The 17,167-nt window shown below is 60.3% G+C and carries 16 protein-coding genes; 9 read left to right on the top strand and 7 right to left on the bottom strand.

What is annotated here, in order from left to right; all coding sequences use genetic code 11:
- Nucleotides 1–44: 44 nt before the first annotated feature.
- The 3 genes from AC2CHD_RS00650 (at nt 45) to AC2CHD_RS00640 (ending at nt 4,788) form a co-directional block, all read left to right on the top strand.
- Complete coding sequence (locus AC2CHD_RS00650; protein ID WP_484552224.1) at nt 45–1,457, top strand: aminotransferase-like domain-containing protein; 1,413 nt, start codon at nt 45–47, stop codon at nt 1,455–1,457.
- Between the two features lie 98 nt (nt 1,458–1,555).
- Nucleotides 1,556–3,757 carry a phosphoribosylformylglycinamidine synthase subunit PurL gene (gene purL / locus AC2CHD_RS00645; RefSeq protein ID WP_484552223.1) on the top strand — a complete coding sequence of 734 codons (2,202 nt, stop codon included), beginning with the start codon at nt 1,556–1,558 and terminating at the stop codon, nt 3,755–3,757.
- A gap of 65 nt (nt 3,758–3,822) precedes the next feature.
- Entirely contained in the window at nt 3,823–4,788 is a 966-nt protein-coding gene (locus tag AC2CHD_RS00640) for a LysR family transcriptional regulator (RefSeq protein WP_484552222.1), read from the top strand.
- Here AC2CHD_RS00640 and AC2CHD_RS00635 read toward each other — a convergent pair.
- Nucleotides 4,731–5,183, bottom strand: coding sequence for an ester cyclase (locus AC2CHD_RS00635; protein ID WP_484552221.1), 453 nt, complete (start codon nt 5,181–5,183; stop codon nt 4,731–4,733). The two genes, AC2CHD_RS00640 and AC2CHD_RS00635, sit on opposite strands and share 58 nt — an antisense overlap.
- A gap of 195 nt (nt 5,184–5,378) precedes the next feature.
- Between AC2CHD_RS00635 and AC2CHD_RS00630 the strand changes: the two genes are divergently transcribed.
- The 3 genes from AC2CHD_RS00630 to AC2CHD_RS00620 all read left to right on the top strand — a co-directional run bounded on the left by AC2CHD_RS00630 (nt 5,379) and on the right by AC2CHD_RS00620 (nt 7,544).
- A complete protein-coding gene (locus AC2CHD_RS00630) occupies nt 5,379–5,612 on the top strand; it encodes a BolA family protein (RefSeq protein ID WP_229447082.1) in 234 nt (77 codons plus the stop codon).
- 110 nt (nt 5,613–5,722) lie between these two features.
- The gene (gene grxD, locus AC2CHD_RS00625; RefSeq protein WP_229447083.1) at nt 5,723–6,058 is read left to right on the top strand and encodes a Grx4 family monothiol glutaredoxin; all 336 of its coding nucleotides are present in this window, start codon (nt 5,723–5,725) and stop codon (nt 6,056–6,058) included.
- 241 nt (nt 6,059–6,299) lie between these two features.
- The gene (locus AC2CHD_RS00620) at nt 6,300–7,544 is read left to right on the top strand and encodes a multidrug effflux MFS transporter (RefSeq protein ID WP_484552220.1); all 1,245 of its coding nucleotides are present in this window, start codon (nt 6,300–6,302) and stop codon (nt 7,542–7,544) included.
- Here the strand turns inward: AC2CHD_RS00620 and ttcA are convergent.
- A complete protein-coding gene (gene ttcA / locus AC2CHD_RS00615; protein ID WP_484552219.1) occupies nt 7,528–8,367 on the bottom strand; it encodes a tRNA 2-thiocytidine(32) synthetase TtcA in 840 nt (279 codons plus the stop codon). The two genes, AC2CHD_RS00620 and ttcA, sit on opposite strands and share 17 nt — an antisense overlap.
- 150 nt (nt 8,368–8,517) lie before the next feature.
- Here ttcA and AC2CHD_RS00610 point away from each other — a divergent pair, with 150 nt between their 5' ends.
- From AC2CHD_RS00610 to AC2CHD_RS00600, 3 genes are read left to right on the top strand one after another with little or no spacing between them, the layout of a single operon-like run.
- The gene (locus AC2CHD_RS00610; RefSeq protein ID WP_484552218.1) at nt 8,518–9,531 is read left to right on the top strand and encodes a glycosyltransferase family 2 protein; all 1,014 of its coding nucleotides are present in this window, start codon (nt 8,518–8,520) and stop codon (nt 9,529–9,531) included.
- Complete coding sequence (locus tag AC2CHD_RS00605) at nt 9,524–10,333, top strand: ChbG/HpnK family deacetylase (protein WP_484552217.1); 810 nt, start codon at nt 9,524–9,526, stop codon at nt 10,331–10,333. Before AC2CHD_RS00610 ends, AC2CHD_RS00605 begins: the two co-directional genes overlap by 8 nt.
- Nucleotides 10,330–10,731: a GtrA family protein gene (locus AC2CHD_RS00600; protein WP_484552216.1), complete on the top strand. Its 402-nt coding sequence runs from the start codon at nt 10,330–10,332 to the stop codon at nt 10,729–10,731. Before AC2CHD_RS00605 ends, AC2CHD_RS00600 begins: the two co-directional genes overlap by 4 nt.
- 71 nt (nt 10,732–10,802) lie before the next feature.
- On the opposite strand, the gene AC2CHD_RS00595 is transcribed toward AC2CHD_RS00600, so the two are convergent.
- The 5 genes from AC2CHD_RS00595 to AC2CHD_RS00575 form a co-directional block, all read right to left on the bottom strand.
- Complete coding sequence (locus tag AC2CHD_RS00595; RefSeq protein WP_484552215.1) at nt 10,803–12,293, bottom strand: glycosyltransferase family 39 protein; 1,491 nt, start codon at nt 12,291–12,293, stop codon at nt 10,803–10,805.
- Nucleotides 12,294–12,382: 89 nt separating this feature from the next.
- Nucleotides 12,383–13,000: a 30S ribosomal protein S4 gene (gene rpsD / locus AC2CHD_RS00590; protein WP_484552214.1), complete on the bottom strand. Its 618-nt coding sequence runs from the start codon at nt 12,998–13,000 to the stop codon at nt 12,383–12,385.
- A 231-nt stretch (nt 13,001–13,231) separates the two neighbouring features.
- Nucleotides 13,232–14,023: a glutamate racemase gene (murI, locus tag AC2CHD_RS00585; protein WP_229447090.1), complete on the bottom strand. Its 792-nt coding sequence runs from the start codon at nt 14,021–14,023 to the stop codon at nt 13,232–13,234.
- A 2-nt stretch (nt 14,024–14,025) separates the two neighbouring features.
- Entirely contained in the window at nt 14,026–14,814 is a 789-nt protein-coding gene (locus AC2CHD_RS00580) for an RNA methyltransferase (RefSeq protein ID WP_229447091.1), read from the bottom strand.
- A 49-nt stretch (nt 14,815–14,863) separates the two neighbouring features.
- Nucleotides 14,864–16,990 (bottom strand): DUF294 nucleotidyltransferase-like domain-containing protein, encoded by a 2,127-nt coding sequence (locus AC2CHD_RS00575; RefSeq protein ID WP_484552213.1) that lies wholly within the window; start codon nt 16,988–16,990, stop codon nt 14,864–14,866.
- Nucleotides 16,991–17,167: the final 177 nt, after the last annotated feature.

Raw genomic sequence — 17,167 nt, 5'->3', positions numbered from 1 at the left:
TATGCATTGACTCAAAAAACGGAGCAATATAGATAATTGTCACCATGACAAATTGGCTCCCTAACCTTCATCGCGGATCCGGCCCGCTTTATGTGCGACTGGCCGACCAGATCGAACGCGATATTGAGAATGGCACGCTCCCGCCCGGGACCAAGCTGCCGCCGCAGCGCAATCTTGCTTACGATGTTGGCGTCACGATCGGCACGGTAAGTCGGGCTTACACGCTCGTCCGACAACGTGGACTCGTGTCGGGAGAGGTGGGGCGCGGCACCTATGTTCTAGAGCGTATACGCAGCGCCCGCTCGACGGATGCGCAAGCACAACCCTTCGGAGGCACACGGTCAACCGTGCCGGAACCCGGCAAGACCCGAATGGATTCGACTGCTGCACCCAATGTCGGCCAAGCGCAAATTCTCACTCATATCGCGGAACGAATCGCTCGCGAACATCCTTCTGATGTCGCCAGTTACACGCGCGCGCTCCCTACGCACTGGCTTGAGGCGGGGAGCCAGTGGCTCGCGCGTGGCGATTGGCGCCCGCAGCCGGGCTCCATTGTCCCCACACTCGGCGGTCATGCCGGCATACTCGCGGTCATTGCTGCCATGACCGTGCCAGGTGATCGGATCGCTTTCGAGGAATGCACCTATTCGCATGTCGCCCGCAGCGCCACCGTGATCGGTCGCCGTCTGCTTTCGGTCGCCATCGATGACCAAGGCATGGTGCCGGAGGATTTTGAACGGGTTTGCGCCCAGCAACATCCCCGCATGGTGTTTCTGGTTCCCTCGCTCCACAATCCGACACTTGCGACGATGCCCGAAGCGCGCCGGCATGCCATTGTGGAGATTGCCAAGATTCACAATGTCTGGCTGATCGAGGATAACATCTACGGCGCGCTTCTTGAGGCGACGCCGCCCCTGTTCGCGTCACTGGCGCCTGAGCGCACATTCCACGTCGGCAGCCTGTCCAAATCGGTGGCGGCAGGTGTGCGCGGCGGTTGGGTGGCCAGCCCCCTGCCCTATGTTTCGCGTGTGCTTACCGCGCACAAAATGATCACCGGCGGCATTCCTTTTCTGCTTGCCGAATTGGCCGCCCAGCTGGTGCTTTCCGAAGAAGCCGCAAGCATTCATGCCCGCGTGCGCGCGGAGATCGCAGCCCGGCAGGCGATTGCCGCATCCGTCCTTGCCGGGAAAGATTTCGCCTCTCACCCCGATGCACCCTTTCTGTGGCTGAAACTGCCCGAACCATGGCTTTCCAGCACCTTCAAACAGGCCGCCATGGAGGAAGGTGTCCTGGTTGACGACGAGGACGAGTTCAAGGTCGGTCGGGGCGGCACCCCACTCCACCGTGCCCGCATCGCTTTCACCGTTCCGGAAAGCCGGGAGACAGTGACACGAGGACTGAAGAAGCTCAGAAGCCTTCTGGACAATCCGATCAGCGGGTTTGACAATTACGGTTGATGAAAACCGGCAAAGGGAAGTGGATTATCCGCGCGCAATACTGTACCGCAGGCGCGAGATAGCCTAAGCAACCCCTTTGCAGGGACCATGCCGACCACATGACCATTCCCAATCACATCCCCATCACCGAAGATCTCATCGCCGCCCACGGCCTGAAGCCCGACGAGTATCAGCGCATTCTCGACCTGATCGGTCGCGAGCCGAGCTTCACCGAGCTTGGCATTTTCTCGGCCATGTGGAACGAGCACTGTTCCTACAAAAGCTCGAAGAAATGGCTTCGCACACTCCCCACTTCGGGGCCGCAGGTCATTCAGGGGCCTGGCGAAAACGCCGGCGTGGTCGATATCGGCGACGGGCAATGCGTGGTCTTCAAGATGGAGAGCCACAACCACCCCTCCTATATCGAGCCCTATCAGGGTGCGGCCACCGGCGTCGGCGGCATTCTGCGCGATGTGTTCACCATGGGCGCGCGTCCCGTCGCCGCCATGAACGCGCTGCGCTTCGGCGCGCCCGATCACCCCAAGACGAAGCATCTGGTGGCCGGTGTCGTCTCCGGCATTGGCGGCTACGGCAATTCGTTTGGCGTTCCCACCGTCGGTGGCGAGGTCAATTTCGACGCCCGCTACAATGGCAACATTCTGGTCAATGCCTTTGCCGCAGGCATCGCCGAAACCAACGCCATCTTCTACTCCAAGGCCGAGGGCGTCGGCCTGCCCGTCGTCTATCTGGGCGCCAAGACGGGCCGCGATGGCGTCGGCGGGGCGACCATGGCCTCGGCCGAATTCGACGAAGGCATCGATGAAAAACGCCCCACCGTTCAGGTCGGCGATCCATTCACCGAAAAATGCCTGCTCGAAGCCTGCCTCGAACTGATGGCCACCGGCGCCGTCATCGCCATTCAGGACATGGGTGCCGCCGGCCTCACCTGCTCTGCCGTCGAAATGGGCGCCAAGGGCGATCTCGGCATCGAGCTCGACCTCGACAAGGTCCCCGTGCGCGAAGAGCGCATGAGTGCCTATGAGATGATGCTGTCGGAAAGCCAGGAGCGCATGCTCATGGTGCTTCAGCCCGAAAAGCGCGACGAGGCCGAGGCAATCTTCCGCAAATGGGGGCTCGATTTCGCCATTGTCGGCAAGACGACCGACGATCTGCGCTTCCGCATCCTGCATCAGGGTGAGGAAGTGGCCAATCTTCCCATCAAGGAGCTTGGCGACGAGGCGCCCGAATATGACCGCCCGTGGGTCGAGCCGAAGCCGCAGACACCGCTCGCCGGCCCCGTTCCGGAAGCCGACATCGCCGAAAGCCTTCTGAAGCTTCTCAACTCGCCGGATCTCTCCTCCCGTCGCTGGGTGTGGGAGCAGTACGACACGCTCATTCAGGGCAACACACTGCACATCCCCGGTGGCGATGCCGGCGTCGTCCGGGTGGACGGACAGGAGAAAAAGGCCCTTGCCTTCTCCTCCGATGTCACCCCGCGCTATTGCGAGGCCGACCCTTATGAAGGCGGCAAGCAGGCGGTTGCCGAATGCTGGCGCAACATCACCGCCACCGGTGCCGAGCCGCTCGCCTCCACCGACAATCTCAATTTCGGCAATCCCGAAAAGCCCGAAATCATGGGCCAGCTCGTTCACGCCATCAAGGGCATTGGCGAAGCATGCGCAGCACTCGGTTTTCCCATCGTGTCCGGCAATGTCTCGCTCTACAACGAGACGCTCGGCGAGGCGATCCCGCCGACGCCCACCATTGCCGGTGTCGGTCTCATCCCCGACTGGCAACAGGCCGCCCGCGCCGCTTTCGCGGCAGAAGGCGAAGCCATCGTGCTGATCGGCGCACCGGAAGGCTGGGGCACGCATCTCGGGCAGTCCGTCTATCTGCGCGACATTCATGGCCGCGCCGAAGGCCCGCCTCCGCCGGTCGATCTCGCTCACGAAAAGCGCACCGGCGATCTGGTGCGCGGTCTGATCCGTTCCGGCGCGTTGACCGCCACGCATGACTGTTCGGACGGCGGCCTTGCCGTCGCGCTTGCAGAGATGGCCATCGCCTCCGGCATCGGAGCCACCATAGATGCGCCCAAAAACGCCATCCCCGCCTTCTTCGGCGAGGATCAGGGGCGCTATGTGGCAACGACGGCAAAGGCCGATGCGGTTCTGTCGGCCGCCAGAACGGCGGGCGTTGCAGCTGTGATCATCGGCACGACCGGCGGCGATGTGCTGGCGCTCGGAGATGCCGCCCCTGTCCCTGTCACGACCCTGAAAGAGGCGCACGAGGCGTGGTTCCCGCACTTCATGGACGGCGCCTGACAAGGGCCTGTCAGCGCGCCTTCGCTCCTGCTAGATTCAGGTAAAATTCGGCCGGAGGCGCGCCGATGTATGACTGGAACGATCTGAAATATCTCCTGGCAGTGATACGAGCCGGGTCCACCGCTGCCGCCGCCCGATTGCTGGGTGTCAGCCAGACCACGGTCGCGCGTCGGCTTGATGCTTTGGAACATGCACTGTCCGCGCCCTTGTTCGAGCGCATGCCGGAGGGGTTTCGGCCCACACAGCTGGCGATGGAGCTCCTGCCCCTCGCAGAGCGGATCGAAGAGCGCGCCTCCAGACTTTCAGATCTGGCCCGCGCCCACGCTCGTCATTCGCGCCAGGTCTTGAGAATTTCAACCACCCCGCTGCTTGCCGCCTATCTCCTGCCGGACCTTCTCGCACACTACAGGCAGAAGGTGTCTGAGATCACGATTGAGATCGATACCAGCGACAGTCCCGCCGACCTCGTCCATGGAGAAGCCGACCTGGCGCTGCGTCTTGGCACATTGCCCCAGAACCCGGAGATCATCCGGTCACGCGTGGGGATCAGCCACTGGACACTTTATGCAAGCCGCGATTTCGTAAGCGTCCACGGTCTACCCACATCGCCGGAAGCACTCATCGCTTGCCCGCTGGCTGTCGGGGAAGGCGCGCTCGCTCGTATCCTGCCGCTGCAGCGTCTTTCCGAATTGCTTTCCACGCATGCACCTGCGTATCGCTGCGACAATCTGGAAGCCCTGATCGCTCTGGTCAGGGCCGGGCTTGCAGCCGCGCCCCTGCCTGTGTGGCTTGCAAACAGGGACCAGACCCTCGTGCCCCTGCCCGTCACCACCTGCAATGTTGCAGCGCCAATCTGGATGCTGTCTCACGAGCGAAATCGGCACGTTCCCCACATTGTAGCTTTTCGCAAAGTGGCAACGCATCGTCTTCGCACGATGCGTCACCAAAATGCCGATCCGGAGAATGCCTTTGATCAGGCTGCATCTTCCTTGGGCCTTACAGGCCCCGCCGCAACCGGGAACCCGAGCTGACGCGCCTGCGCAGCCGCGTCGCGCACCCCCCAACGCTTCTGGACCTGATTGTTCTCGATCTCGAACCACTCCATGGCCACCAGCTCATAGCTGTTGCCCGTAGGGGCATCGAAATCGAGGAATGGTGCAGTCCAGCGTCCCGTTTCGCGAAAACGGACGGCAGCCCTGTTCTTCTCCATCACGCAGTCCTCAACCACCAGCTTCATGTTGAGGGAATCATGAAGCTGACGCCAGATGGAGGCGGCGAACGAGAAGGCACCCGTCCCCGTCACGCCCTGAATTTCGCAGTCCGGCGCGAAGATCTGCCTCAAACGCTCGATGTCGCCATGGTTCATCGCCTCGACATAGGCGTCGATGACATCCCTCACGCCCTGTTCCTTGCTCTCTACTGTCATGTCTGTTCCTTTGGAAAACCGCCCGTTCGGCGGCGCATCCTCATGCGTCTGATCGGGTGCTCGCTTCAACGGAACTTGTTGCAGCCCCCTTCTGCAAATCTGTGGTCCAGATTGCGCAATTCTCCCCACTCGATTGACCTTGTCGGCGCCAGACGCCATATCTCGATTGAGAACACTTCAGGAGGCACCGCATCCATGGCCATGAACGCCGCCGACATTGAACGCCTGATCAAGGAAGGCATCCCTGACGCCAAGGTCACGATCCGCGATTTGGCTGGAGACGGGGACCATTACGCGGCGGAAGTGGTGGCAGAGAGCTTTAGAGGCAAATCCCGCGTGCAGCAGCATCAGATGGTCTACAATGCCCTGAAGGGCAATATGGGCGGAGCTCTTCATGCGCTCGCCCTCCAGACCAGCGCCCCCGATTGAGCGAGAAAAAAGTTTTTATCCGTCGGCGTTGCACCGCAATGGATGGTGCAATACATAACGGTTAACAAGTGAAACGCCGGGCCTTTACCCCGGTCAGATGAGGATTTGCGATGACCGGCATCAACGAATTCATCGATAATGAAGTCAAAAGCAGCGACGTTGTGCTTTTCATGAAGGGCACACCCGGCTTTCCGCAGTGCGGCTTTTCCGGCCAGGTGGTTCAGATCCTCGACTATCTTGACGTCGACTATAAGGGTGTCAACGTTCTGACCTCCGACGAACTGCGCCAGGGTATCAAGGATTATTCCAACTGGCCCACCATTCCGCAGCTCTACGTGAAGGGTGAATTCGTGGGCGGTTGCGACATTATCCGGGAAATGTTCCAGGCAGGTGAGCTGCAGGCTTTCCTGAACGAGAAGGGCGTGGCTGCCAAAGGCGCCGCCTGATTTCGATACCGGATTAGCGCCCCTGTCGGGGCGCTTGCTTTCTTTTGTAGATGCGTTGGCGTTCGCCAGCGCATTTTTTCGCGTCGGTAACTGGTTTCCCGTTTCACTGCCGGCGTTTGTTGTGGCCCCGAGCGCGGTTTCTCGCCTCGGATGGGGTCGCAGCGCCTGCTTGCATTAGCGCGGCCGACTGTCGCCACGAGCAGGCTTGATTGCGTATACCTGATGATCGTTGGAGAGTCATATGAACAAGCCCGTTTCAAATGAAGCCTTGCAACCCCAGAGATCCCTGGGTCGTGCGGAATTCATTGCGCTTGCGGCTGCGCTCATGTCGCTGAACGCGCTTGCCATCGACATCATGCTTCCAGCTCTTCAGCAGATTGGCGCCGAGCTTGGCGTGGATGATGAAAACGCTCGCCAATACATCGTCACCGCCTATATAGCCGGCCTTGGCGGGGGCCAACTCGTTTTCGGTCCGGTTTCCGACCGCTTCGGTCGCCGCGCGCCATTGTTCTTTGGCCTCGTTCTCTATGTATCAGCGGCGCTGATCGCAGCGATCTCCCCCAGCTTCGCCTTCATTCTCGTTCTGCGCTTCCTTCAGGGCATCGGAGCAGCAACGACGCGCGTCATCGCCGTCTCCGCAATCCGAGATGTCTTTGGCGGACGCCAGATGGCCGAAGTCCTTTCCATGGTCATGATGGTGTTCATGGTTATACCGGTCATCGCGCCGAGCATTGGCCAGATCATCATGATTTTTGGCGACTGGTCCGAGATCTTTCTCGCCATGGCGGTCCTGGCGGTGGTCTTTGGCACATGGGCCGCGCTTCGGCTTCCAGAGACACTTTCACCTGAGAATCGGCGTGAGCTAACGTTCTCATCGGTGACCAAGGGCTTCGCCTACGTCCTGACCAACCGGATCGCTCTTTGTTACACGCTCGCGACGACGAGCATCTTCGGTGCGCTTTTCGGGTTCATCAGTTCAGCGCAGCAGATTTATACCGATACGTTCGACCTGGCGGACTGGTTTCCGATCCTGTTTGCCATCGGAGCCGGCCTCATGGCTGTCTCGTCCTTCACCAATTCGCGGCTGGTGGGGCGAATCGGCATGCGCCGCCTCTCCCATACGGCGCTTGTCGGGTTTACGCTCGTCAGCTTCCTGTGGCTGGTGCTTGCCATGGTGGGCTATATGCCGTTTGCACTCTTCTTCGTGTTGTTCTCTGTCGCCATGTTTCAGTTTGGCTGGGTGGGTGCGAACTTCAATTCGATCGCCATGGAACCTCTGGGCCACGTGGCCGGCACCGCGGCAGCAACGCAAGGGTTTCTGACCACGCTTGGCGGAGGTTTGATCGGCGCTCTGGTCGGCCAATCCTTCGATGGATCCACCGTGCCGCTGGCCGCCGGTTATTTTCTCACCGGTGCCGTGGCCATCGTTCTTGTTCTGATCGGCGAACGCGGTCGCATGTTCCACGCGGTCAATCCGCCCGTGTGAGCCCCGCAAAGTCGAACAGGTTCCGGTCAAGCAGGTGAGACGGGCGCGCATTGGTCAGCGCCCGGATCATCGTGTCCTTGCGTCCTGGCATGCGACTTTCGATATCCGTCAGCATCGCCTTCATGGCGTTGCGCTGAAGGCCGTCCTGACTGCCGCAAAGGTCGCAGGGAATGATGGGAAACTTCATGGCCTCGGCGAACTTGGCCAGATCTGCCTCCGCACAATAGCTCAGCGGACGCAGCACCATGACATCGCCCTCATCGTTCAACAGCTTGGGCGGCATCGCCGCAAGCCGCCCACCATGAAACAGGTTCATGAAAAAGGTTTCGAGAATGTCCTCTCGGTGATGGCCAAGCACGAGTGAGGAGCAGCCCTCCTCCCGCGCAATCCGGTAGAGATGCCCGCGCCGAAGACGTGAACACAGCGAGCAATAAGTGCTTGATTTGGGAAGTTTCTCCGTCACCACCGAATAGGTGTCCTGGTATTCGATCCGGTGCGCGACACCGATACTGTCGAGATACTCCGGCAGAATGTGTTTTGGAAAATTCGGCTGTCCCTGATCCAGATTGCAGGCGAGAAGTTCAACTGGCAAAAGCCCGCGCCACTGCAGATCCATCAGCACGGCCAGAAGTCCGTAGGAATCCTTTCCTCCCGAAAGTGCTACCAGCCAGCGCTCACCGGGTTTCACCATGGCGAAATCCTCGATCGCCTGACGCGTCTGGCGCAACAGACGCTTGCGCAGCTTGTTGAATTCCACCGAAGACGGCATGCCGTGCATGAACGGTGGAGTGTCTTGCGCCGCATCCGCCTCTGCGTCCGTCATATCGATCGGTTCTTTCGATTGCGCCAAAGTGGTATGCATGGACACGCCTCTGTCGGTACATATGATTTCGCGTCTTCCTATCAGAAGCCTTGCGGCAAGGCGACTTAACGAATAGGCATTTTCAACTTTCTATTGGCAGAACATCGTTTGATGGAGATTGCGCGCGTGGCCCAGCGGCTCGACATTCTGGTTCCTTTCCTCAACGAACGGGAGAGCGTTGCCGGGTTCAGCGCCCTGGCAAGCGAGCTTGCTGCACAGGTCAAGCAGCGCTTTGATCTCGACACGCATTTCATCTTCATCGATGACGGAAGCACGGATGAAGGCGGCGCACTATATGGCGAGCACATGACCGGCCATTGGTCCCTCATCACGCTTGCGCGCAATTTCGGCAAGGAAACGGCGATCCTTGCCGGCCTCGATCATTCGGAGGGAGATTATGTCCTGCTCATGGATGCCGATCTCCAGCATACGGTGGATGTCGCCCTCGACATGATCGACCGTATCACTCACGATCCCGATCTCGACATGGTCTATGCAGTTCGCGCAGACCGTGCCGAGAGCCGCACGCTGGGGCGATACCTTGCCAACGGTTTCTACTGGCTGATCAATATGGGTCAGCGGTACGAGATCCCGGCCAATGCCGGCGATTTCCGTGTCATGACGAGCCGCTTTGCCGCGGCACTGCGCCAGTTGCGTGATCAGCGCCGCTTCAACAAGGGGCTTTACGCCTGGACCGGCTTCAAGCAGGAACGCATCCTCTACAAACCGGCCGAACGGCAAGGTGGCGAAAGCAAATGGTCGCGGCGCCGTTTGATCGCCTTTTCTCTGGAAGGGTTCACCTCGTTCTCCGTTGTGCCCTTGCGCATGGTCTCGCTGTTCGGGACCGGTGTTGCGGTGCTCGGCTTTCTCTACGGCATCAAGATCCTTCTGGAGGTTCTGTTCACCGGTGTCTCCGTTCCCGGCTATCCCAGTCTGATCGTGGCGGTACTGGTCCTGGGCGGTCTCAACCTGGCTCTGACGGGCCTTGTGGGCGAGTATGTCTGGTCCGCGTTGAGTGAGGCGAAGAACAGGCCGAATTACATCGTGAAGTCCATCACGGGCTCTGGGGCCTCTGCACTTTCGGCCACGAAAGAGCGCAAGCCGCGCAAGGCAACCCATGGCTGAGCCCGGCGCCCGCTCGATCTGGCTGATCGCGGATGACTATGGATTTTCGCCCGGTGTCAGCGAGACCATCCGCGCGCTGCTGGAAGCCGGACGCCTGAGCGGCACGGGCTGCATGACCCTCTTCGATGACTGGTCGAACGAGGCCGGCGCCCTTGCCACGATCGGCGGTCCATTCGCGGTCGGCATGCATCTCACCCTCACAGACTTCCCTGCCCTATCCACGGGCCGGACCATGCCGGACCTGAAACGCCTTCTTGGCAACGCAGAAGCGGACGCCATCATGTCCGAGGCCGATGCCCAGCTGGCGCGCTTTCGCGAGGCGTTCGGGCGAGATCCCGATTTCATTGACGGCCATCAGCATGTCCATTTCCTACCACCCGTGCGACAGTGGCTGATCCAACGGTTTGCAGATATTCCGAGCGACAAGCGCCCATGGTTGCGTGGTGCACCGACGCTGCGCGCAGCGCCTGCTCTTGTGAAAGCCAAGATCGTTGTCGCGCGTTTGCTCGCGCGCAACTTCGACGCGGAAATGCGGCGGCATGGTTTTAACGTCGAGGGACCGCTCTGCGGCTTCTATGACTGGCGCCGCCCGGGTGCGTTCGCCCGCGCGCTCGATCTCTTCATGGACAAGGCTCCCAATGGCGCCGTTGTCATGTGTCATCCCGGCACGGTGGATGAGGTTCTTCGCAGCCGCGACGTGTTCACCGATGCCCGCAACGAAGAACGCGATGCGCTCGCTTCGGAGGCTTTCCCCTTGCGCCTGCAGAGTGCCGGCCTCGTTCTGAAGCGGGCGGCGTCATGAACCATCAGGCCAATCGCCCGTTTGCAAGCAAGCTTGGTCGGTTTGCAATTGTCGGGCTTTTGAACACGGTGATAGACCTTGCCACCTTCAGCGCACTTGTCGCGCTGTCGGTTCCAGCACTGCTTGCCAATTTTCTCGGCTGGACTGTTGCCGTGATATTTTCCTTCGTGGCCAACTCATGCTGGACATTCGAGCGTACAAAGCGCTTCAACCTTCACCGGGCGTTTGCGAAATTTGCGGTCAGCGGGAGCATCATCTCCCTCGGATCGTCGACACTCGCCGTTTATCTCCTGCCACCGTTCACGGGCTTGTTCGCGGCCAAACTCATCGGCATTGTCGTCGGTGCGATCCTCAATTTTTTTGCCGCCCGCTGGTCGATCGAAAATCGGGTAATTTAACGAGCTTTCGGACGAAACGGACCGGTTTTAGCTCGAATTCCGGCAAACCGAGCCATTTTCGGAAAAATGCTTCAAAGCCCGCTGCCGGCGGGTGGAACAAAGAAAATCCGCACCGTCCAGTTTCTGTCTCCGCCAAAGCCGGGAACCGTCAGGTCCTGCGTATCGCGCCCGCCGCTCGATAACTCTATCGCCTTGTTCAAACAGCCTTTCTGGCCTTCGAAGCAGGCAATCAGCATCCCCTTCCGAGCGACATCCTCGGGGCTGATCCAGGGCGTTAGCGCATAGGAGTTCGCCTGCATGGAATAGGGGCGAGAAGCCGTGTAGAACGTCATTCCGCTGGCCAAAATCTTGTCACCGGCCACATAGGTGAGCGGCGTGTCATACCGCGCATACCACGCGCTCTCGATCTGAACCGCGAGTGTCCGAACGGGCACGTTGTTGTAGTGCGAGGTGTTTTTCGCTTCCTCGGCATAGATGATTGGCGTCAGAGCGAGAAGGCAGGCGCCGTAAAGGACAACGATCGCAGGAATGGCAGGCTTCTGCACCTCCAGACGTCCAGCCTTGACGAACAGCATAAGAAAGGCCGGCGCCGAGAAATACAGTGGCAGCGCCCACACCGAACTAAACTGCACGGTGAACGCGATACCAAGCAGAAGCGTCAGCGCTAGGGACCCGAAGCCGGTCCACAAGAGCGCGCGCCCAGTCAGAGTGCTGCGCAGCCCAAGAAAAGGTCCTGCGTCAAACCATGGGCCGCGCCCGTTGCGACGGATGGCGATCAACAAGACAAGAACGGCCGGAAGCAGATAGGCCAAAAGGGCCGCGAGGAACCGCGGGGCGGAGGTAAGCCCGATCCAAGGGGAGCCATCTCCCTGTTCGGAGACATAGGTCAACGGCAGAAAATCGTTCGCAAACAGCCAGAGCAGATGCGGAGTCATCAGCGCCAGAAACACAAGGCTTGCGACCCAGACGCCAGGCTTCAAAAGCAGCGTACGCGCCTCGCGATCAAACAGAACATGAAGACAGATCGCACCCAGAAGTGCAGCCGAAAAATACTTGATCAGCACGGACGCAGCCGCCAGCGCACCCAGGACTACCGCATCGATAAAGCGTTCTCTTTCCAGAAAGCGCAGGTAGAACCATACCGTCGCGGCCCAGAAAGGAAGCATGGCCGAATTTGCATTGTATTTGATCGCGAGAAATGTGACCGGCGGCAGAAAGAAGAAAAGCGCCGTTGCCAGAAACGCGCGCCATGGATCGAGGAACCTGACGGCGATCCGCCAGCTCGCAAACATGAGCGCTGCGCCATTGACCGCCGAGAGGAGATAATAGGCCCAGTCGACATTGGGAAACACTGCAAACCATGCCGCCGTGATCCAGGCAAACAGCGGCGGGTGCTTGTAGTATCCCTGCTCCCAGGCAATGCCCCAGGAGTAGTTTTCCAGCATGTCGCCAAAGCCATCGAGATTGAGCTGGGTCAGGCTGGCATAAACCGTCCATAACGCAACGAAAAAGGCCAGCAACAAGCCCATTCGCACGCCGGACGCAGCGGCCAGTCCTTTCATCGCATTACCCCGATAAATCTCTGAAGACAAAAAAGAAGGCGCCCGGCCAATGGCAGGACGCCCCCTTCCGAATTACCTGCCGAAACGTATCAGCGCGAGTAGTACTCGACAACCAGGTTCGGCTCCATATGCACGGCGTAGGGCACATCGGAGATCGAAGGCATGCGCAGATAGGTGGCGACCATCTTGTTGTGGTCGACCTCGACATAATCCGGAACATCGCGCTCGGCGAGCTGCGTGGCTTCCAGAACGATGGCGAGCTGCTTGGACTTTTCCTTGACCTCGATCACGTCACCGGCCTTGCAGCGGTAGGACGGGATGTTGACGCGGCGACCATTGACCAGAATGTGGCCGTGGTTCACGAACTGGCGCGCAGCAAAGATCGTGGGAACGAATTTGGCGCGGTAGACGATGGCGTCGAGGCGGGACTCCAGGAGACCGATCAGGTTCTCGTTGGTGTCGCCCTTGCGGCGGTTGGCCTCGTCATAGGTCTTGCGGAACTGCTTTTCCGAAATGTCGCCGTAGTGACCTTTCAGCTTCTGCTTGGCGCGCAGCTGCAGACCGAAGTCCGAAAGCTTGCCCTTGCGGCGCTGACCGTGCTGGCCGGGGCCATATTCACGACGGTTGACCGGAGACTTCGGACGGCCCCAGATATTCTCGCCAAGACGGCGATCGAGTTTGTATTTTGCTGAATGGCGCTTGCTCATCGCATTCCCTTTCACATCAAAAATCCCGGAGCAAAGAACTCCGGACGAAGGAAACGCGCCCTCCTCTGGTTTCCGTTTTCGAAACCTGACAGGACATGCCACGCACGCTGATGCGGCTTGTCCACGGGACACGTTAAAAAGCGCGGCAGCCGGAAAGCCATCGCGCTTGTGCGGGTGATTATTGAAGACCGGAGCAAATGTCAACCGAAACGCGACGACTGCTCAGGAGGTTTAGTCTAATCTGAAACCGAAGCCCGAGACCAACCGGCGATAGCCCTCGACCGGTGCGCCGGAGGTGAAATGGGCAATGTCCTGTCCAGGCGCACCTGCGGAGGCAAGAGGCAGATCCGCTGCCAGCGTGAGGGCACGCCTTGCAATCGCTTCGGATGTATCGATCCAGTCCACGGGCCAAGGCGCGGTCTTGCGCATGCGGTTCACCAGAAACGGATAATGCGTGCAGGCCAGCACCACGATGTCGGTGCGCTTTCCCTCCTGCTCGACAAAACAGGGGGCGATTTCCTGCGCCACGGCCGCCTCGTCCACATAGCCCTCGCGCATATACTGCTCGGCAAGAGCTGCCAGGTTTTCGCTGCCAACCAGGCGGACATGGCACTTGGCCGCATAGTCGCGGATCAGATCGCGCGTGTATTGCCGTTTCACGGTGCCGGGCGTGGCCAGAACGGAAACCAGCCCTGATCTTGTGCGCTCGGCGGCCGGTTTGATCGCGGGAACCGTGCCCACAAAGGTTTCACCAGGAAACACCTCGCGCAATCGGTGAATGGCAAGCGTCGAAGCGGTGTTGCAGGCGATCACCGACATGGCTGGCCGATACGTCTCCAGGAGTTCCTCAAAAAGCGTGACCATACGCTCGAGGAGCGCGCCCTCCTCCCATGCGCCATAGGGGAAGGCTGCATCATCGGCCACATAGACATAGGGCCGGCCCGGCAGAAGAATGCGCGCTTCCTTAACCACCGAAAGGCCGCCAATGCCCGAATCGAAGAAAAGGATCGGCCGAGTCTCCATGGTCACCCTTCGTCAGGCGCGCCTGCGCCGCGCGGGTTTTTCGGCGAAAACTTCTCCAGCGAACGCAACACACCGCGCAACACCGCCAGCTCTTCCACAGTGAAGCCAGGACGTGTGAACAATGCCCGCAAATTGTCCATCATCTTCGGCTTCTTGTCCTCGGTTCTGAAGTAGCCACGCTCATCCAGCACCTTGTCGAGATAGTGCATGAGGCTTTCAATATGCAGTTTCTCGGCGGGAGCGAGCGCAATGTCGGGTGGCCGGACGGCCTGATTGCCCGTCTTGATCCACTCATAGGACATGAGCAGCACCGCCTGCGCGATGTTGAGCGAGGCAAACGCCGGATTGACCGGAAAGGTGACGATCTCATCGGCAAGCGCCACTTCCTCATTGGTAAGCCCCCAGCGCTCCCGCCCGAAAAGGATGCCGGTCTTCTGGCCACCGGCAAAGCGGTTCCGCAGATCTGCGGCGGCTTCGACCGGACCGCGCACGGGCTTGAAATTGTCGCGTGGGCGCGCGGTGGTTGCCAGGACGAAGTTCAGATCCGCCACCGCTTCCGCCGGGGTTGCAAAGACCGTGGCCGCGTCGATCACATGGTCGGCGCGACTTGCCGCCGCACGAGCCTTCTCGTTCGGCCAACCATCGCGCGGGCTGACGAGCCGAAGCTCCGCCAGACCGAAATTGGCCATGGCGCGCGCGACCATGCCGATGTTCTCACCCAGCTGCGGCTCCACCAGAATGATTGCGGGGCCTTCAGCGAGCATGTCTTGCTGTTTGTCTGTTCCTGCCATGATGGGCTGCTGTTACCCGCTTCATGCGCCGCGGTAAAGCATACAATGATCAGTTTGCGAACATGGCGCTGCGGACAAGTTCGGGAATGATAGCGACCGCCTTGAGGGCGTCCTTCAATGTCTTCTGCCGAGACGCTGTGAGCCGGTCGACAGCGATCCGGTTGGAGAGCGGTATGCCGGCAGCGATATCTTCCACCTGCTGCTCCAGCACGCGCGCGAGGAGGAAGCGGTGGGCATCGCGCAGCGCGAGAAGATCGCTGCGGGGCATTGCGGGCAGATCCGCGAGAGCTTCCAGACGGGCGCGCGTGGAGGCATGCGGCAGATGATGGCGAATTGCGAGCGCGCGGGCGAGTGCCGAGATCGGAAACAGGCCATGGAGTTTCAGATCCAAGCGCCCATTGTCCAGCCGAAACCCGCCAAAAATCGTGAAGGGATTGGCGATATTGCGAACGCTTTCACCCAGGAGCTTGGCGAATTCAACGCGTTCCGCCCCCTTCTTCCATGCATGGGCTGCAAGCTCGGTCACCAGCCGTTCTTCGCCGTAAACCGCCCGAAGATCGTAGAAAATATCGATATTGAGGAGATCCTGCGGCCGCGCCTTTGACACCCAGCCATCGACACGTTGGCGCCAGGTTTCGGCTGATCCGCGCCAGGGGGGATTGCGCGCCATCACACCACCCTTGCAAAGGGGAATTGCTGCCGTGTGGAGATGGTCGGTGAACCTTTCTGCGAAAAGCGCAAACCAGCTGTCTTCGGGCCCATTGGGTACACCCGTCGAGAAGATGATGGCATTGTCCTGATCTGCGGCCAGGAGACTTTCGCCGCGCCCGCCCGATCCCAGAACCATCACGGCGAACGGCACCGGCGGCGCACCCCGCCCCTCGGCTTCCATTTCACACAGCGCCATACGGCAGGCGCTGGCGGTGATGGAACATAGAATTCCGGAAATGATTTCAGCGATAATGCGCGTGTCGGTCTCCTCGTCGAGAAGCGCTGACGCTATGACCGCGACGCGCGACCATGCGCCAGCGAGATCGGCGGGCGTTCGCGCATTTTCGATCCGCGCCTGGAGGTCGACAGCGGCTCCTGCCCGGAATTTGAGAAAATCACGGGAGGAGAGCACGCCAGCCAGGTTTCCGCCGTCATCCGAGACCGCCAGATGCCGAATTCTCTTTCGGCTCATGAGGCCTAGCGCCTGGTAGAAGAATGCATCGGCCGCCACCGCGATCACCGGCTTTGACGCAATGACCGACACGGGTTCGGCCAGTGTATCACTGCCTCTGGCAGCGACGGCCCGCAGGATATCTCGCTCGGTTACAATGGAATAGGCGGAGACAGGGCTGCCCGCTTGTCCATCCGCTGCAAGGAGAAGCGAACTGATGCGGCGCTCTGCCATGAGGCGTGCGGCGTCCAACACCACAATGTCGTCACGCACCACGACCGGCTCGGGCGTTGCGGCTTCCCGCACACGATGGCGGAAAGCATATGGATCGATGGCTTCAAGCGCATGGCGGGCGGCGCCGCTTCGGCGCAGAAAGGGTTCGCTCCACCCGGCTTCCGCCTGCTGGCGCAGGGCCTGAGAGCGCAGGCTTGAGGCGCGCTCGGCCTCGGCGACCGTGCGGATGCCGCGTTCTGCCAGATGCGGTGCCAGCGCGATGAAGATTTCTCCCGCAATGCGCGCATCTGCGGTTGCCCGGTGACGCCCGGACGTATCCACCTCCAACCAGGCCGCGATTGCCTCCAGGGAGGCATCGGGCAGGTGTGAATTGACAAGACCGGCAAGCATGCGCACGCAGAGCGTTCTCGGAGCCTGCCAAAGCAGACCGGCCCTGTGCGCTTCACGCTCGAGAACGGCCAGATCGAAACCCAGTGCGTAACCGACCAGGAGACGGCCGCCGCAATATGCCTCAAAGCGCGGCCAAGCCTCGGCAAAGCCGGGCGCCGTGCGCAGCATCTGCCCGGTAATGCCGTGAATGGCGGTGGAACGTGGCGGGATGGGGATACCTGGGTCGACCAGTGTCTCGAAAACATCGCCCGGCTGCAGCGCTCCGTCCACCAGCGCCATGCCGCCAAGCTGCAGGATACGTGCTTCCTTCACATCAAGACCGGTGGTCTCGGTGTCGAAAGCCACCGCGTTGGCAGCAATCAGGGGCGTGGCGTCGGTGACCGGTCTCACAACACAATCCAAACAACGGGCCAAACAACGGGCCAATCAAGAGGCCAAACAGGTGGTTCTGATTAAATCTGCACCAGAACCGACGCAATTTCATCCGCAGAAACCGCCTCTGGGACCAAAGTCTGACCTTTCCTCACAGGGCCGGACCGGCAAATCACAGCTCCCCGCTTTGCGCTT

The sequence above is a fragment of the Nitratireductor sp. ATLC21 genome (assembly GCF_057196525.1).
This window is presented reverse-complemented; position numbering and strand designations above follow the sequence as displayed.

Excerpts from the sequence above, each read along its gene's own strand:
- murI (WP_229447090.1), bottom strand. The coding sequence starts at position 14,023 with ATGGAGACTCGGCCGATCCTTTTCTTCGATTCGGGCATTGGCGGCCTT.
- AC2CHD_RS00605 (WP_484552217.1), top strand. The coding sequence starts at position 9,524 with ATGGCTGAGCCCGGCGCCCGCTCGATCTGGCTGATCGCGGATGACTAT.
- purL (WP_484552223.1), top strand. The coding sequence starts at position 1,556 with ATGACCATTCCCAATCACATCCCCATCACCGAAGATCTCATCGCCGCC.
- AC2CHD_RS00580 (WP_229447091.1), bottom strand. The coding sequence starts at position 14,814 with ATGGCAGGAACAGACAAACAGCAAGACATGCTCGCTGAAGGCCCCGCA.
- ttcA (WP_484552219.1), bottom strand. The coding sequence starts at position 8,367 with ATGACGGACGCAGAGGCGGATGCGGCGCAAGACACTCCACCGTTCATG.
- AC2CHD_RS00610 (WP_484552218.1), top strand. The coding sequence starts at position 8,518 with ATGGAGATTGCGCGCGTGGCCCAGCGGCTCGACATTCTGGTTCCTTTC.
- AC2CHD_RS00640 (WP_484552222.1), top strand. The coding sequence starts at position 3,823 with ATGTATGACTGGAACGATCTGAAATATCTCCTGGCAGTGATACGAGCC.
- AC2CHD_RS00595 (WP_484552215.1), bottom strand. The coding sequence starts at position 12,293 with ATGAAAGGACTGGCCGCTGCGTCCGGCGTGCGAATGGGCTTGTTGCTG.
- AC2CHD_RS00650 (WP_484552224.1), top strand. The coding sequence starts at position 45 with ATGACAAATTGGCTCCCTAACCTTCATCGCGGATCCGGCCCGCTTTAT.
- grxD (WP_229447083.1), top strand. The coding sequence starts at position 5,723 with ATGACCGGCATCAACGAATTCATCGATAATGAAGTCAAAAGCAGCGAC.
- AC2CHD_RS00635 (WP_484552221.1), bottom strand. The coding sequence starts at position 5,183 with ATGACAGTAGAGAGCAAGGAACAGGGCGTGAGGGATGTCATCGACGCC.
- AC2CHD_RS00630 (WP_229447082.1), top strand. The coding sequence starts at position 5,379 with ATGGCCATGAACGCCGCCGACATTGAACGCCTGATCAAGGAAGGCATC.
- rpsD (WP_484552214.1), bottom strand. The coding sequence starts at position 13,000 with ATGAGCAAGCGCCATTCAGCAAAATACAAACTCGATCGCCGTCTTGGC.
- AC2CHD_RS00600 (WP_484552216.1), top strand. The coding sequence starts at position 10,330 with ATGAACCATCAGGCCAATCGCCCGTTTGCAAGCAAGCTTGGTCGGTTT.
- AC2CHD_RS00620 (WP_484552220.1), top strand. The coding sequence starts at position 6,300 with ATGAACAAGCCCGTTTCAAATGAAGCCTTGCAACCCCAGAGATCCCTG.